General features: G+C 67.1%; 16 protein-coding genes and 1 pseudogene. 8 read left to right on the top strand and 9 right to left on the bottom strand.

The genetic code is table 11. From position 1 onward, the window contains the following. Nucleotides 1–47: 47 nt before the first annotated feature. The 4 genes and pseudogenes from E4341_RS06080 (at nucleotide 48) to E4341_RS06090 (ending at nucleotide 4518) form a co-directional block, all read left to right on the top strand. The gene (locus E4341_RS06080) at nucleotides 48–587 is read left to right on the top strand and encodes a hypothetical protein (RefSeq protein ID WP_165118604.1); all 540 of its coding nucleotides are present in this window, start codon (nucleotides 48–50) and stop codon (nucleotides 585–587) included. A gap of 121 nt (nucleotides 588–708) precedes the next feature. After that, nucleotides 709–1188 (top strand): annotated as a pseudogene (locus E4341_RS15735) (HAD family hydrolase); the annotation flags it as partial. Between the two features lie 216 nt (nucleotides 1189–1404). Continuing rightward, nucleotides 1405–2601, top strand: coding sequence for a phosphoglycerate dehydrogenase (serA, locus tag E4341_RS15740; protein ID WP_240893660.1), 1197 nt, complete (start codon nucleotides 1405–1407; stop codon nucleotides 2599–2601). 114 nt (nucleotides 2602–2715) lie between these two features. Next, a complete protein-coding gene (locus tag E4341_RS06090) occupies nucleotides 2716–4518 on the top strand; it encodes an autotransporter domain-containing protein (RefSeq protein ID WP_165115935.1) in 1803 nt (600 codons plus the stop codon). Between the two features lie 22 nt (nucleotides 4519–4540). On the opposite strand, the gene E4341_RS06095 is transcribed toward E4341_RS06090, so the two are convergent. Beyond that, a complete protein-coding gene (locus E4341_RS06095) occupies nucleotides 4541–5104 on the bottom strand; it encodes a GGDEF domain-containing protein (RefSeq protein ID WP_165115937.1) in 564 nt (187 codons plus the stop codon). 183 nt (nucleotides 5105–5287) lie between these two features. Between E4341_RS06095 and purE the strand changes: the two genes are divergently transcribed. Genes purE through E4341_RS06110 form a run of 3 tightly spaced genes read left to right on the top strand, consistent with a single transcriptional unit; the run spans nucleotide 5288 to nucleotide 7132 of the window. Continuing rightward, nucleotides 5288–5779 (top strand): 5-(carboxyamino)imidazole ribonucleotide mutase, encoded by a 492-nt coding sequence (purE, locus tag E4341_RS06100; protein ID WP_165115939.1) that lies wholly within the window; start codon nucleotides 5288–5290, stop codon nucleotides 5777–5779. Further along, nucleotides 5780–6862: a 5-(carboxyamino)imidazole ribonucleotide synthase gene (locus E4341_RS06105; RefSeq protein WP_165115941.1), complete on the top strand. Its 1083-nt coding sequence runs from the start codon at nucleotides 5780–5782 to the stop codon at nucleotides 6860–6862. Nucleotides 6863–6904: 42 nt separating this feature from the next. After that, nucleotides 6905–7132, top strand: a complete 228-nt coding sequence (locus E4341_RS06110) for a hypothetical protein (protein WP_165115943.1) — start codon at nucleotides 6905–6907, stop codon at nucleotides 7130–7132. 251 nt (nucleotides 7133–7383) lie between these two features. Here E4341_RS06110 and E4341_RS06115 read toward each other — a convergent pair whose 3' ends face one another. Then, entirely contained in the window at nucleotides 7384–8031 is a 648-nt protein-coding gene (locus E4341_RS06115; protein ID WP_165115945.1) for a COQ9 family protein, read from the bottom strand. 188 nt (nucleotides 8032–8219) lie between these two features. Between E4341_RS06115 and rpsU the strand changes: the two genes are divergently transcribed. Next, nucleotides 8220–8462, top strand: coding sequence for a 30S ribosomal protein S21 (gene rpsU, locus E4341_RS06120; RefSeq protein ID WP_026108547.1), 243 nt, complete (start codon nucleotides 8220–8222; stop codon nucleotides 8460–8462). 166 nt (nucleotides 8463–8628) lie between these two features. On the opposite strand, the gene E4341_RS06125 is transcribed toward rpsU, so the two are convergent. The 7 genes from E4341_RS06125 to E4341_RS06155 all read right to left on the bottom strand — a co-directional run bounded on the left by E4341_RS06125 (nucleotide 8629) and on the right by E4341_RS06155 (nucleotide 15107). Beyond that, entirely contained in the window at nucleotides 8629–9987 is a 1359-nt protein-coding gene (locus E4341_RS06125) for an ABC transporter permease (RefSeq protein WP_165115947.1), read from the bottom strand. Further along, on the bottom strand, nucleotides 9984–10931 hold the full coding sequence (locus E4341_RS06130) for an ABC transporter ATP-binding protein (RefSeq protein ID WP_017505988.1): 948 nt from the start codon (nucleotides 10929–10931) through the stop codon (nucleotides 9984–9986). Before E4341_RS06130 ends, E4341_RS06125 begins: the two co-directional genes overlap by 4 nt. Nucleotides 10932–11004: 73 nt before the next feature. Continuing rightward, complete coding sequence (locus tag E4341_RS06135; protein ID WP_200932846.1) at nucleotides 11005–12891, bottom strand: CocE/NonD family hydrolase; 1887 nt, start codon at nucleotides 12889–12891, stop codon at nucleotides 11005–11007. A 67-nt stretch (nucleotides 12892–12958) separates the two neighbouring features. Continuing rightward, nucleotides 12959–13600: a M23 family metallopeptidase gene (locus tag E4341_RS06140; protein WP_045810279.1), complete on the bottom strand. Its 642-nt coding sequence runs from the start codon at nucleotides 13598–13600 to the stop codon at nucleotides 12959–12961. A 168-nt stretch (nucleotides 13601–13768) separates the two neighbouring features. Next, complete coding sequence (locus E4341_RS06145; protein WP_017505991.1) at nucleotides 13769–13993, bottom strand: YdcH family protein; 225 nt, start codon at nucleotides 13991–13993, stop codon at nucleotides 13769–13771. 50 nt (nucleotides 13994–14043) lie between these two features. After that, a complete protein-coding gene (locus E4341_RS06150) occupies nucleotides 14044–14508 on the bottom strand; it encodes a TIGR02444 family protein (RefSeq protein WP_165115951.1) in 465 nt (154 codons plus the stop codon). Further along, nucleotides 14505–15107: a UbiX family flavin prenyltransferase gene (locus tag E4341_RS06155; protein ID WP_165115953.1), complete on the bottom strand. Its 603-nt coding sequence runs from the start codon at nucleotides 15105–15107 to the stop codon at nucleotides 14505–14507. Before E4341_RS06155 ends, E4341_RS06150 begins: the two co-directional genes overlap by 4 nt. Nucleotides 15108–15153 lie beyond the last annotated feature (46 nt).

The following is a 15153-nucleotide window of genomic DNA, read 5'->3' on the forward strand; positions in this document are numbered from 1 at the left end:
GAGCCGTCGCTCCGTTCATGACGCCAATAACTGAAGAGGTTCCGCCGATGATCCGCGACATCGATCCGATCGAAGAGATTCGCAAACACCCCGGCATCACCGCCGGCAGCCTCCTCGCAGTGGCGCTCGGCGCTGTCGCCGTCGTCTATCTGACGCAACGCAGCGGCCCCACCCGTTACCAGCGCATCAAGTCGCGTATCGACCCGCGCGGCTGGGTCGATACGTCCGAACTGCGCGACCGGTTCCACGACGCCGTCGACGCCTTCCGCCACCGGGCCGAGGATGTCGGTGAACGCGCCGGCGCACTTTCGCGCGACGCCCGCCACCGCGCCGCAGACACCGCCTATGACGTGCGCGACCGCGCCGACGACTGGTTCCGTTCGGCCCGCAAGGACGGCAAGAAGGCGCTGAAGAAGCATGGCAATACGGCGCGTCGCTACGCTGACGACGCCGGTCAATATGCGCGTGACCACGCCCGAGAAGGTGGCGCGCTGCTGGCGGTGGCGACCATCGCCGCCGCCGTCGGCGCCGCTGTGCTCGAAAGCCGTCGTCCCGACAGCCACGTGCGTCGCATCGTGCGCTTCTGACATTTTCGTGTCGCCCGCCCGATGAAAATCGCGGCGGGCGGCAAACTTTTAGCGTATCTGCCCACAGTGAGCAGCATCGCTCGGCTTTGCCGCAGGCGCGAAGGCCGCTAAGACGCCGCCCATGAGCGCGCGCCCCACCCTGATCTTCGACTTCGATTCGACCCTGGTCGATTTCGAGACCCTTGAGGCCTTGGCCGACATCGCCCTGGCGGACGCGCCGGGCGCAGCCGATACGCGCGCTCAGATCGCCGCTCTGACCGACCAGGCTATGGCCGGAGACATCGAGTTCGGCGAGGCTTTGCGCCGCCGGCTGGCGCTGCTGCCGCTGACCCGCGCCCATGTCGCCGCCTTGGCCCAGAGCGCGTCGGACCACCTGACGGCGTCGGTGCGACGCAACCTGAACTTCTTCCAGCAGCACAAGGGCAAGGTCGTCATCCTCTCCGGCGGCTTCCGCGAGGTGATTGCGCTCGTCGCCGAAGAGCTGGGCGTCTCTCCCGATCGCGTGCTGTGCAACGACCTGATCTATGACGCGGACGACCGCGTGGTGGGCGTGGACGACGCCAACCCCTTGTCGCACGCCAACGGCAAGCCGACCGCCATTCACGGCCTGAACCTGTCGGGTCGCGTCGTCATGGTCGGCGACGGCTGGAACGACGCCGAGGTCAAGATCGCGGGCGCCGCTGACGCCTTTTACGCCTTCACCGAGGTCGTGCGCCGCCCGCCGGTGGTCCAGGTCGCCGACGCCGAGGCCGCGTCGCTCGACGAGGTGCTCCATGCCGAAGGCCTGGTCGGCCGCTGGTCCTTCCCGCGCAGCCGCATGAAGATGTTGCTCCTGGAAAACATACACCCCGCCGCCGTCGAGCGGCTGGAGGAGGCGGGCTATTCGGTCGAAACCGAGAAGGGCGCGCTGGACGAGGACGATCTGATCGCGGCCATCAAGGGCGTCCATGTCCTGGGCATCCGCTCAAAGACCACAGTCAGCCGTCGCGTGCTGGAACAGGCCGATCGCCTGATGGCCGTTGCGGCCTTCTGCATCGGCACCAACCAGATCGACCTGGACGCGGCCTCGGATCACGGGGTGGCGGTGTTCAACGCGCCCTATTCGAACACCCGCTCGGTGGTCGAACTGGCCATCGGCCTGATGATCGTCCTGATGCGCGACGTGGCGGACAAGTCCTCGGCCATGCACGTCGGCAAGTGGAACAAGTCCGCCACCGGCTCAAAGGAGCTGCGCGGCAAGACCCTGGGCATCGTCGGCTATGGCGCGATCGGCAGCCAGTTGTCGGTGTTGGCCGAAAACCTTGGCATGCGGGTGCTGTTCTATGACCTGTCCGAGCGCCTGGCCCTGGGCAATGCGCGCCGCATGCGCTCGCTGGACGCGCTTCTGGCCGAAAGCGACGTAGTCACCCTGCATGTCGATGGCCGCAAGGAGAACGCCAACATCTTCGGCGCGGCCCAGTTCGGCCGGATGAAGGAAGGCGCGTTGTTCCTGAACCTGGCGCGCGGCCATGTGGTCGATGTCGGCGCGCTATCCCAGGCGATCGGCTCAGGCCGGGTCGCCGGCGCAGCCGTCGATGTCTTCCCCGAAGAACCGCGTACCAACGCCGACCCGTTCGAGAGCCCACTTCAGGGCCTGCCCAACATGATCCTGACGCCGCACATCGGCGGCTCGACCGAAGAGGCGCAGGAGGCCATCGCCGAGTTCGCGGCCGAACGCCTGCTGGGCTATCTGAACCGGGGCGATACGACCTTCAGCGTCAACCTGCCCAACGTCCAGCTCTCCGAAGTTTCGGGCGCGCACCGCATTCTGCACATCCACAGAAACCAGCCGGGCGTGCTGGCCGAACTGAACCGCGCCCTGGCTTCGGCGGGACTGAACATCCTGGGCCAGCACCTGAAGACGGACGAGCGCACGGGCTATGTCATCACCGATGTGGACCGCGATTACGACCCGGAGGCGCTACGCGAACTCAAGACGGTGCCGGGCACGCTGAAGTTCCGCACGTTGCAGTGATACGTCGCTCGCAAATATCTTCTCAAAGCTGACCTCGCGGCATCTTGCGCTCTGCGCGAACTGGCGCATCCTCACGTCGAACGGCCGCGCAACGACGGCTGCGGGAGGAATTTCATGTCACGCTTCATCACCGGCGGCGCCGTCGCTGCCCTGGCGCTCGCCGCCTGCGCCTTTGCCGGCTCGGCCTCGGCCCAGACCTACAACCGTCTCGTCGTCTTCGGCGACAGCCTCAGCGACAACGGCAACCTGTTTCTGATCTCGGGCGGGACCCAGCCGCCGTCGCCGCCCTATGCGCGGCGCTTCTCGAACGGTCCGACCTTCGTTGAACTGCTGGGTTTCAACGCCGCCAACTTCAACGGCTCGGTCACGGGCAGCATCAACTACGCCTTCGGCGGCTCGCGCACTGACGCCTCGGCGGGCGTGCCGTTCGGCATGCTGAACCAGCTTTCGCGCTACACCGCCGCGGGAGGCCGGTTCAGCTCGACAGATCTGGTCAGCGTCCTGGGCGGCGCCAACGACATCTTCCAAGGCCTGCCCGCCGCCGGCGCTTCCGCCAGCCCGGTCGCCGCCATCACTCCGGTCGCAACCACGGCCGCCGCCAACATCAACAGCCTGGTCAACACCGTGGCGGGCGCGGGCGCCGGGACCATCCTGGTCACCAACCTGCCCAAGCTCAGCCTGACGCCTCAGTTCCGCGGCACGACCGCCGCGCCCCTGGCCGACTTCGCCGTCACCACCTTCAACACGGCGCTTCAGACCAATCTGACCGCCACGGCCGCCGCCCGCCCAGGCAGCAACATCATCATGATGGACCTGTTCAAGATCGGTGACACACTGGCCGGCAATCCGGGCCTATTCGGCATCACCAACATCACCCAGCCCTGCTTCAACGGCGTGACGGTCTGCACGAACCCGGACAGCTACTTCTACTTCGACGGCGTCCACCCGACCGCGGCGGGCCATCGGATCATCGCCCAGCTGGCGACCGACTACCTCTACTATGGCGACATCGGCGCCCAATCGACCTTGCAGGGCGAGACGGCCTATCGTCACCGCGAGGATGCTTTGGACGCCGCGGGCGAGGCTCTGTCGGGCCGTCAACCGTGGGAGGCCGGCGTGTCCGTCACCACCTCGGCCCTGATCGACAGCGTCGACACCGACGCGCGCGGCTCGGTCACCAGCTCGTCCAGCGACGGCTGGGGCGCCCGTATCGCGCTTGAGGCCGGCCCCTCGGCCAACTGGCGCTTCGGTCTGGCCGGCACGGCGCGCAACACCGACGTCGAAAGCCAGGCGCTGCAGTTCAACGTCGAAAGCTTCGGCCTGGACGTCTATGGCGGCTGGCGCTCGGGCGATGTCTTCGTCAACGCCGCCGTCGGCGTGGCGCGCGACAACATCGACGACATCGAACGCACCACCAGTCTGGCGCCGATCGTCCACACCGCCGAAACCCGCGCGCTCAGCAGCGGCGCGCGTCTGCAAGGCGGCATGTGGTTCGACATGGGCGGCGTTGCCCTGTCGCCCCGTGCGGCCCTCGCCTACGTGTCCAGCGACGTGGACGGCTATTACGAACAGGGCGTCGGCGCCCAGTATCAGTACGGTGATCGCACCGTGAAGGCCCTGACCGGCGAGGTCGCCCTGCGCGCCGAGGCTGAAATGGGCGGGTTCGGCCTGTTCGCCGAAGGCGGCTACCGGGACGCCCTGGACGACAGCTCCGATCCGGTGCGCGTCGGTCTGTACAACAACCCGGCGCTGGTGCTGTCGCGCGAGATCGACGATCCGTTCGGCGGCCAGTTCCTGGCCTCGGCCGGCGTCGAGGGGTCGGTCGGCCCGGTCAAGGTGACGGTCGGCTATCGCGGCCGCTTCGGCGACCACGCCGACAGCCACATGGGCGGCATTCAGCTGAAACTGCCGCTTTAAGCGGCAGGGGCGGCAAGGGGCCTCAGCGCCCCTTCTTCCTCACCCACATGGCGGCGTCGGCCTCGGTCAGCCAGATCTCGGCGTCGGTATGGCCGTCCCAGGCGCGCACACCGAACGAGCCGCCCAGTTCGGTCTTCTGGCCGTCCCAGACGAAGCCTTCGGTCTTCAGCGCCTCGGCCAGTTGACGCGCCTTGGCCCGGCCCTCTTCATAGCCTGCGTGCAACATCAGCAGGGCGAACTCGTCGCCGCCCAGCCGGCCCACCGCATCCGACTCGCGCAGATTGGCCAGGAACAGCTCGGCCACCGCGACCAGGGCTGCATCGCCGGCGGCATGGCCCAGGCTGTCGTTGACGCTCTTGAACCCGTCCATGTCCAGATACAGCAGCACCGCCGGCACCCCGTGCCGCTGGCAATAGGCCATGGTCCGCTGCATCGCCGTGATGAAGCCGCGCCGGTTCAGGGCGGGGGTCAGCACATCGTGATCGGCGGCGGCCTCTGCGGCCGCGGCGCGCGTCTTCCACGCTTCCAGCTCGACGCGCAGGCGCGCGATCTCGGCGGTCAGGTCGTGTTCGGCCACGTCGGTCACGGCGCAGGGTTGGCTCCGAAGGCGCGACTCAGTCTGCGTCGCGCGGTCGAACGATGGTAGAGCGTGATCCGCCGACATTGAAGGCCGACATTACGGGCCGACACGGCTGAAATCACGGTGTTGCGGTTGCGGGCGTCACCCGCGTGCTGTAACCGGCGCCTTTCCGCGAGGGGCCTTGCAGACATGGCGACTTCCGAAACCCCGGTGGCGATCATCATGGGCAGCCGGTCCGACTGGCCGACCATAAAGCTGGCCGCCGATCGCCTGGATCAACTGGGCGTCGCCTGGGACGCCAAGGTCGTCAGCGCCCACCGCACGCCCCAACGCCTGGTCGAGTTCGCCACGGGCGCCAAGGCCGCCGGATACAAGGTCATCATCGCCGGAGCAGGGGGCGCCGCCCACCTGCCGGGCATGGCCGCCTCCATGACCGAACTGCCGGTGCTGGGCGTGCCGGTCCAGTCCAAGGCGCTGAAGGGCATGGATAGTCTGCTGTCGATCGTTCAGATGCCAGCGGGCGTTCCGGTCGCCACCCTGGCCATCGGCGAGGCCGGCGCCGCCAATGCCGGCATCCTGGCCGCCCAGATACTGGCCCTGTCGGACGAGGGGTTGGCCGGACGCCTGGCCGCCTTCCGCGCCGCCCAGACCGAATCCGTCGCAGAAACCGTCGAGGACTGAGTGCCTGATCTTCCGCTTCCCCCCGGTTCGACCCTCGGCATCATCGGCGGAGGCCAACTGGGCCGGATGCTGAGCCAGGCCGCCTCGCGCCTGGGCTTCGACGTCGTGATCTTGGACCCCGAGGCCGACAGCCCGGCCGGCCGGGTTTCGGCGCGCCAGATCGTCGCCGCCTATGACGACCCAAAGGCCCTGTCGGCGCTGGGCCGCGCCGCAGACGTCGTCACCTTCGAGTTCGAGAACGTGCCGGCCGAATCCATCGAGCGTCTGGCCGAAGCCGGCGCCCTCGTCGCGCCGGGACCGACCGCGCTTCGCGTGTCGCAGGACCGGGTGGACGAAAAGACCTTCCTGAATGCCGTCGGCGCCCCGACGGTCGCCTTCGCCGTCATCGACACACTGGACGATCTGGTCGTCGGCCTGACCGAACTGGGCCTGCCCGCCCTCCTGAAGACCCGCCGCGAAGGCTATGATGGCAAGGGCCAAGTCTGGATCCACGCCATCGAGGACGCGCCCGCCGCCTTGGAAAGCCTGGGCGGTCGTCCGGCCATCCTGGAGGCCAAGGCGACCTTCGTGCGCGAACTGTCGGTCATCGCCGCCCGCGACTGGGACGGCCATATGGCGGTCTATCCGCTGGGCGAGAACCGGCACGAAGGCGGCGTTCTGCGCACCACCCTGGCCCCCGCCGCCGTGGACGAGAAAACCCAAGTTCGCGCCCGCGCCATCGCCGAGGCGATCCTGGACGGGCTGGACTACGTCGGCGTTCTGGGCGTCGAACTGTTCGACCTCGGAGACGACGTGCTTCTGGTCAACGAGATCGCTCCGCGCGTTCACAACACCGGCCACTGGACCCAGGACGGCTGCGTCTGCGACCAGTTCGAACAGCATATCCGCGCCGTCGCCGGCTGGCCGCTCGGCCCCACGACGGCCCACGCCCGCATCGAAATGACAAACCTGCTGGGCGACGAAGTCGAGGACTGGCGCAAGCTGTCGGCCAAGTCCGACGAACGCCTGCACCTCTACGGCAAGGCTGAGGCCCGCCCTGGCCGCAAGATGGCGCATGTGAACCGGGTGTTGGGAGCGGTCTGATATTTGAGTTGCGCTAAACGCAACTTGCGTCATGGTCGACCCATGTCGCTGTCGCTCACCGTGTCACTCGCGCTTCTGCTGGTCTCAACCTCTGCTGTTGGAGTGATCAGCGCACTGAATGGCCGCCAATCTTCGCGGGTTGGCGCGCTCGGCGTGTCTTTGGCCGCGGCCGCTTTGGCCTTGATTGTCGCCGGCGTGGACCTCGGTGGGCGCCTGGGAAAAGACGCCGCTGAGCGTGACAATCGATCTGCAATCACCAAGAGCGTCTGAATATGAACACCCCCGATGGTTCTGTTCCTAATGGCGATGGCAATGGCTCTGATCGGTTCATCGGTCTCTGCCGATGGCCCGCGCGTAGACCAAAGAACTTCAGACGGAGCTGACCGCTCACGCGTGCTGGCAGGCGCCATACCTGGCGTTGCAGTTCTGATCCTAGGCGTCGGGGTATACCAACTTGGACACCAATCTGGTCGCGATCAGGCGCTGCGCGACAATCGCGCCGAGCTTCGCTCCGCCGAGGTCTAGGCTTTCGCCCCATACCGCATGCGGCTCAGTGCATCGCTGACCTTTCGGAACGGCGCGTCGAAATCCTTGCCCGCCTTCCACTTCTCGAAGGCCATGACGTTTTCGATCCGGCGGGCGACGAAGGCCTCCGCCGCTTCGCGTCCGTCGAACCAGCGCATGGTCAGGGCGGGAATCAGGATGCCCGACAGGATCGTCCGCTTCGAATAGTGATTCCAGTCGGTCGTCTCGTCCCCGGCCCAGCGCCACAGATGATCCGCGCTCTCCCAGGCCAGTTTCAGCCCCAGATCGGCGTTGACGGGCAGGGCGAGGAAGGCGGCGCAGCGACGCGTGGCCTCCAGATCGGCGGCGCCAGCCTCCATCCGCTCGGACACCGCGCGGGCGATTCGCTCGCGAACTTTCAGCGACTTGGCGTCGATTTCACCCAGAGCCGCCAGCGCCCTCGCATCATGGCGGCGCGACAGCAGGGCCGCCAGATCGCGCGCGCCGTTGGGCAGCAGCAATTCCTCGTCGCCCTGTGACAGCCCGCACGCCTCGCTGGCCTCGCGCACCAGACGCGCGTTCCAACCCAGGGCGGGCGCGCGGGCGATGGCGGCGTCCAGCACGGTCTGTTCGGTCCGGTCGGCCCAGTCTGTCGTCTCGGTCATAAGGGCGATCATACGCCGGTCGTCATGGCGTTTCGAGCCTTGAAGAATGGTCGCGACGATCTGGACAGAAGGAGGCGGCTCGTGTATCAGCGCGCCTTCATCCGAGAGCCCGGCTGTCGGAAGACGATTTTATTTTGTTCGCCCGTCTCCCTCACAGGACGCGGCGGGCGTCCAAAGGAGAGTTTAACCTGGTTCAGATTTTCGTTCGCGACAACAACGTCGACCAAGCGCTCAAAGCCCTGAAGAAGAAGATGCAGCGCGAGGGCAGCTTCCGTGAAATGAAGCGCCACGTGCACTTCGAGAAGCCCTCGGAAAAGCGCGCCCGTCAGAAGGCTGAAGCCATCCGTCGCGCCCGTAAGCTGGCGCGCAAGCGCATGCAGCGCGAGGGCCTGCTGCCCGCGCCGAAGCCGCGCGTTCCCGGCGGTCGTTAAGACCCCGGCGAAAGCCGAAAGATTTAAGGCCGCTTCCTTCGGGAAGCGGCCTTTTTCTTTGCGTTTCTTACCTGCGGAGCGTGGTGGAGGACTCTTGAAGTCCCACAGAGAAGCGCCGCGCCACCTCCCCCATCGCGACGCGACGGGGAGGTGGCGATCCTGCCTTCTACGCCCGCCCGGTGATCGCCCGGCCAAAGCTCTTCCAGCTCAGCTTCACGTCCGACAGCGCGCCAGCGCGGAAGGCCCGCCCGGCGATCCAGACCATGAAGGCGGCGGTCGCGAACATGCCGATCAGCGTCAGAATCACCTCCACCAGCGGCGGATCGCTGGGCGCGCGGGCGCTCATCAGGAAGGGGGTGAAGAAGGGGATCCAGGACAGAAAGGTGACCACCGGCGCATCCGGGCTGGTCAGGGCCATCTGCATCACCAGGATCGGCACGACCAGGATCATCATGATCGGCCCCATCAGGGTCTGGGCGTCGCGCGGCGTCTCGCAGAAGGCGCCGATGGCTGCGAACAGCACCGCATACATCAGGTAGCCGCCGACCATATAGGCGATGAAATAGAAGATCAGGCCGTCGTGCAGCAGCACCTGTCCGACCGTCGCCGCCGTCTCGGGCGAGGCCGAAATCAGGGTGAAGGCCCCGATGCCGCCCCAGACCCCCATGACCGTCAGGGTCAGCAGCGCCACGCCCAGCACCTTGCCCGTCAGGATTTCGGTCGCCGAGGCCGAGGACAGCAGCACTTCCAGGATTTTGTTCGACTTCTCCTCCATCACGCTGTTCAGCAGGATTGAGGCGCCGGTGATCACCAGCGACCACAGGAGGAAGCCGACGCCCAGGCCGATGAAGGACGGGATTCGGTCACGCATCGACACCTCGCCACCGCTGGCCGCGCTTGGCGAGAAGGACTTCACCTCGGGCCGGAAGGTCTGAACCTCCTGCGCCACGGCGGGGGCGACCCCGGCGGCGGTCAAAAGCTCGGTGCGCCGCGCATCCCGGAGCGCATTGCGGACGAAGCCGGAGACGTCGTTGTCGGTGGCGCGCGCGGTCCAGACCTGGGCGGCGGGCTTTCCATCCGTGCGGCTCAGGAAGACCACGGCGTCGAGGCGCCTGGCGTTCGAGGTCTGCTTGTCCAGCGCCTTGCGGATCGCCTCGTCACGGGCCGGGCCGACGGCGTCGGCGATGGCGGGCGGCGTGTCAACCAGACGGATCTTGGGGCCGGTAATGGAGGCGACGGCGCGCCCGGCGCCCGCCTGTCCCTTGTCAGCGGCTTCGCGCAAGCGCTCGTTCTGACGATCCACGTCGGCTTGCAGAGAGGCGCGCACGGCGGCGGCCAGACCTGTCGCATTGGGGCCTTCCTCGATCACCGCCACCGATTTGATCGGCTCAGAGGCCTTGATCAGCGCCGGAATGCCGCCGCCCAGCACGGCGAACAGCGGGAAGGCCAGAAGCGACAGCCAGAAGCCGACGGTCTTGGCGTAGGCGACATATTCGCGTCGCGCGATCAGCAGGGTGCGGTTCATCGGACAGCCTCCACGGATGCGACGGGTTGGTCGGGATGGTCGCCGGTCAGGCCGATGAAGGCGTCGTGCAGCGTCGGCTCCTTCAGCGCGAAGCCGCGCACGTCCAGGCCGTTCAGGAAGGCCGTCTTCAACGTATCTTGACCCCCAGCGCCTGGCGCCAAGGCGATCTTCAGGCGACGCACGCCGTCCACGTCGGACAGGGTCTCGACGCCCGCCACGCCGGGCAGGGCGGCGGCGGCGTCCGCGCTGATCGCGCCGTCCAGATCCAGGAAGCGCGGCGAGGTGGCCTTGGCCTGATCCACCGTCCCCTCGAACGCCTTCTTGCCACGCGCCAGCAGCACGACCTTGTCGCACAGCCGCTCGGCATGCTGCATCACGTGGGTGGAGAACAGCACCGTGGCGCCGTTCGCGGCCAGCCCGCGAATCATCGCCTCCAGACCCTGCTGGTTCATCGGGTCCAGACCGGAGAAGGGCTCGTCCAGGATGACGAACTCAGGCTGGTGCACGACCGAGGCGATCAGCTGCACCTTCTGCGCCATCCCTTTGGACAGCTCCTTCATCTTCTTTTTCTGCGCCTCGCCGAGCCCCTGCTGCTCCAGCAGGGTCTTGGCGCGCTTGCGGCCTTCGGCGACCGGCAGGCCTTTCAGCGCGCCGAAGAAGGCGATGGCCTCGACAGGCGTCATCTTTTTATAGAGGCCGCGTTCCTCGGGCAGGAAACCGATCCGGTCGCGCACCTTGCGCCCGTCGTCGGCGCCCAGGATTTCGATCCGTCCCGACGTCGCTGGCTGCAACCCCAGGATCATCCGCAGGGTCGAGGTCTTGCCCGCCCCGTTCGGTCCCAGAAAGCCGCAGATCGACCCCTTCTCGACCTGAAAACTCAGATCGCGCACGGCGTGGAAATCGCCGTATCGCTTGTTCACCCCATCCAGCGTCAACGCCGCCATGTCGCCTCCCAAATCCCTGTCGTCAGACTAGAATCCGACGACAGGGGACGCCAGCGACTTCGGCGCGGGGCGCCTATTTCACCACAGGCAGGTCGATATAGGAGGCGTCGTCGCCCGCGTGATGGATGGCGTTGTCGGCGACCACGCCCTGGCTCTCGGTCTCGTTCGGTCCGCCCGTGTTCAGGTTGCGCACGAACTTGGGGAAGTTGGAGCTGGTGACTTCGACCCGGATGCGGTGACCGGGCTGGAAGGTGTTGCTGATGGTCAGCGGCGTGGGCTGCACGGTCGCTACCTGGCCCGGCGTCAGGGGTGCGGGGCGATCATAGCCGTTGCGATAGCGCGCCCGCATGATGGTGTCGCCCAGGATATAGGCCGTGCCGTCCGGCGCCACATCCACCAGCTTGACCGCGAAATCGGTGTCGGGCGCAGAAGACGACACCTTCAGCACCGCATCGATGAAGCCGGTGACCTGCATCGGCTCGGTCAGCGCCTCCGACGTATAAACCAGCACGTCGTTGCGCGCTTCGATCGGTCGCTGATCGAAGGCCCCGGCCGTGACCAGCCCACCGTTGCAGCAATCGCCGCCGCCGATGGTCTGGACCGGGTTCATCGGATCATAGCGATAGCGGTCGGCCGGCTCGCCGGCGGGCGGCGCCTGAAGGCTCAGCAGGCCGTCGCCATTCAAGCTGTTGGCCCCGCCGCCTGAGCGCAGATACATCCGCACCGTCTTGACCCCGGCCGGCGGCCACTGCGCGGCTGTGCGCCAGGCGTTTTCGCCCATATTGAAATACTGCACGTGCGGCGTGCTCTCGGGGAAGGCGCGGCGTTCGCCCTTCAGCCAGCGATCGAACCAGGCGTGCACCAGGGCGTCGCTGTCGAAGGTGGCGTCGCCCAGCGGCCGGTCGCCCGACTTGTAGTTCGGCCCCAGGCCGCCGAAGGCGCAGTGGTTGTTGGGGCCGACCACGACATACTGGTTCTCGGCAGCCTCGCGATCCTGGGTCGTGGACCGGGCGTGGTTGAACAGCTCCATGTTCGGCCCGATGGAGACGTCATACCAGCTGTTGAACCAAAGGGACGGCACGCCCCAGCCCATGTCGTCGTGATACAGGCCGCCCTGACGCCAGGCCGGATCGGATGGGGTGCGCGCGATCAGTTCCTCGAACGTGCCGGCCGGCTCGCCCAGGTCCTTCAGCATGTCATTGACCGGCAGATGCCGGATCTGGCTGGGCCAATTCACATCCGGCTTCTTGGCGTCCAGGTCGTTGTAGCGGACGATCCGGGCGCGGGTTTCCTGGTCAAGATCCATCGGGATCTGGGCGCGCTGCGGATTGTCCACGCCGTACAGCCACACGAAGAACAGGTTGCGCGGCACGCCCCCGGTGTACCAGTTGCCCTGTTCTTGGAAGCGTCCGACCTTGCCGATGCCGGCGCCCGAGGCCTGGGGCACCATGGCGGCATGGGCGGGATGGTTCTGGGCCGCCAGGGCCAGCTGCCATTCGGCGGAGGACGAACAGCCCAAGGTGCCGACCTTGCCGTTCGACCAGGGCTGGGCCGCAATCCACGTCAGGGCGTCATAGCCGTCGGTCTGGGGATAGCCCAGGATCTGATAGTCGCCGCCCGAGAAATACCGTCCCCGCTCGTTCTGGATGACGAAGGCATAACCCTTGCTGACCCAGCTCAAGGCCGAACGCGTGGTGCGGGCGTTATAGGCCAGCTCGTTATAGGGCGTGCGGACGAACACGGTTGGCAAGGGGCCAGACGCGTTCTTGGGGCGATAGACATTGGTGGCCAGTCCCACGCCGTCGCGCATCGGCACCATGACCGCCATCTGCACATCCGCCAGGCGCGACAGCTCGGTCTGTGCGGCGGCGTCGCTGTAGCGCCCATAGTCCTGCGCCGAGGCAGCGATGGGCGTGGCGGCCAACAAGCCCGCGACGACGGCGGCGACGATTTTGTTCATATTCATCCCTCCCAGAACGAGAGGGGACACTAGGACGTTTGCGGCGTCCGTCGCAACGCGATGCGCGTTAGGCCTTGGCCTTCACCGTCACTTCGAAATGGCGATCGACCACCTTGGTCGGATTGACCTGGGCGCCGCCGCGACGGACCTCGAAATGCAGGTGCGGCCCAGTGGAATAGCCGGTGGAGCCGACCAGACCGATCCGCTGACCGGGCGCGACCGCATCGCCGTTCGCCACATCGATCCGGCTCAGGTGGCCGTACAGGGTGCTCATGCCGTTGGGGTGGCGCACCTCGATGAAGTTGCCATAGCCCTCGGGGTCATAGCCCGTGCGGATGACTTCGCCCTCGGCGGCGGTGAAGACGGTCGTGCCTTTCGGCGCGGCGATATCCACGCCCTTGTGCGCGCGCGCCTTGGCTTCGATGGCCAGTTTGCGCAGGCCGAATGGCGAGTTGATCGCATAGCCGCGCACCGGGGCGGTGAAGGCAATCTGGCGCGTGATCGGACCCGCCTTCTCGACCTCGGCCTTCAGGGGCGGCGACACCGGCGCGGCGATCTGGGTCGGCGGCGGCAAGGCGGCCTCGCGCGCGGCATTTGGCGCGGCGGCGGCGGCGAAGACGGCCACGGCGGCGAAGGCGGCCGTCTGGCCGGAGTGGATCAACAAGGTTTTGCACCGCGCCATCGGCGCGTTGGACAGCAGGCGTCGCATTCGGCGGCCTCTCCAGCGTCTCTACGCTCTGGAATGAAGGAAGCGGCGCCCCGACAGCGCACGGCGTTCCGTGGGAGGAGGGCTTATGCCCGCGGGCTTTGGCGACTTTGGGGCTAGGGCAGGGCGGCGGATGGTCGCAGGGCGGAACCTGCCGCTCGCCCGGCCAAATCAGGCGATGATGTCGGGCAGGATGCGGTCTTCCAGCTTCACGATCTCGTCCTTCAGCGCCAGCTTTTTTCGCTTCAGCCGGGCGATCATCAGCTGATCGGGAATGGCGGCCTGACCCAAGGCCTCGATCGAGGCGTCAAGGTCGGCGTGTTCCTGGCGCAGATGGTTCACCCGCGCCTGAAGCTCGGCCATTTCCTCGGTGATCGCAGGCGTGTCGTCGTTCATCGTGTCATCTCCACGCCGCTCGTCTCAGGCCGCTTATAGCCACGCTGATCTCAGCCCGGAAGGGCGTCTGCGAGCCGGATCAGGGCCGGACGCGGGGTGACGTCCGCCCACATCCGGGCGGTGGCTGCCAGGCCGTCGATGATCGGGCGGGCCGGCCCGCTAGGTTCGGGCGCCAGCGCCTCCAGCGCGTCCAGCAAATGCCGTTCCGCCTCCAGCTCCAGCGCCTTGACGCGGTTGCGCACACTTTCGCGCGGGCCGTCGTCGATATCGGGAACCGGTGCTTTCAGTATGCGCCGCACCGAACGCAGCGGGGCGACCACGACGCTGTCCCAGGCGCGGGCGGTGTCGCAGGCCGCCTCGATCGTCTCTTCGTCGGGCTTTCGGCCTGTCGCCGCGACCCAGGCGGACCACAGCAGCACGGGCACATTCTGGTCGTGGCTGTCCTGCAGCGCCAGACACGCCTCACCGACCCCCGGCGTGACATAGGCGGCGACCGCCCAGTCCCACAGCCTCATGACTTCAGGCCTTCCCAGCGCCGCACCGCGCCCCAATCCAGGCCGAACAGGTCCAGCGTCCGCCCCACCGATTGGTCCACCATCTCTAGGATGGAGCTCGGCCGGACGTAAAGCGCGGGCAAGGGCGGGGCGATGATCGCGCCCATTTCGGCTAAGGCCGTCATGGTGCGCAGATGGCCCAGGTGGAACGGCGTTTCGCGCACCATCAGCACCAGCGGTCGCCGCTCTTTCAGCGTCACGTCGGCCGCCCGCGTCAGCAGGGTAGAGGTCACGCCTGTCGCGATCTCGCTCATCGTCTTGATCGAGCAGGGCGCCACGATCATGCCCAGGGTGCGGAAAGAGCCGGAGGCGATCGTCGCCCCCACGTCGCCCAGCTTGTGGACCACCGACGCCTTGTTTGTCAGTTCGTCGGGCGACAGATCGGTCTCCTGCGACAATGTGAGCAGGGCGGCCTTGGTCACGACCAGATGGCTTTCGACGCCCAGATCGTTCAGCGCATCCAGCACCCGGGCGCCATAGACGGCGCCGGAAGCCCCTGAGATTCCGACCACCAGTCTGGCGGGCGGGTTCCGTATGGCTCCGTTCACATCATCGTCCATTTTGGGGGTCAGCCTCCTTCGGGTCCGGGGCGACGGGCTGTCACTG

The organism is Brevundimonas sp. 'scallop' (genome assembly GCF_011045535.1).
In the GTDB taxonomy this organism is placed as follows: Bacteria; Pseudomonadota; Alphaproteobacteria; order Caulobacterales; family Caulobacteraceae; genus Brevundimonas; species Brevundimonas vesicularis.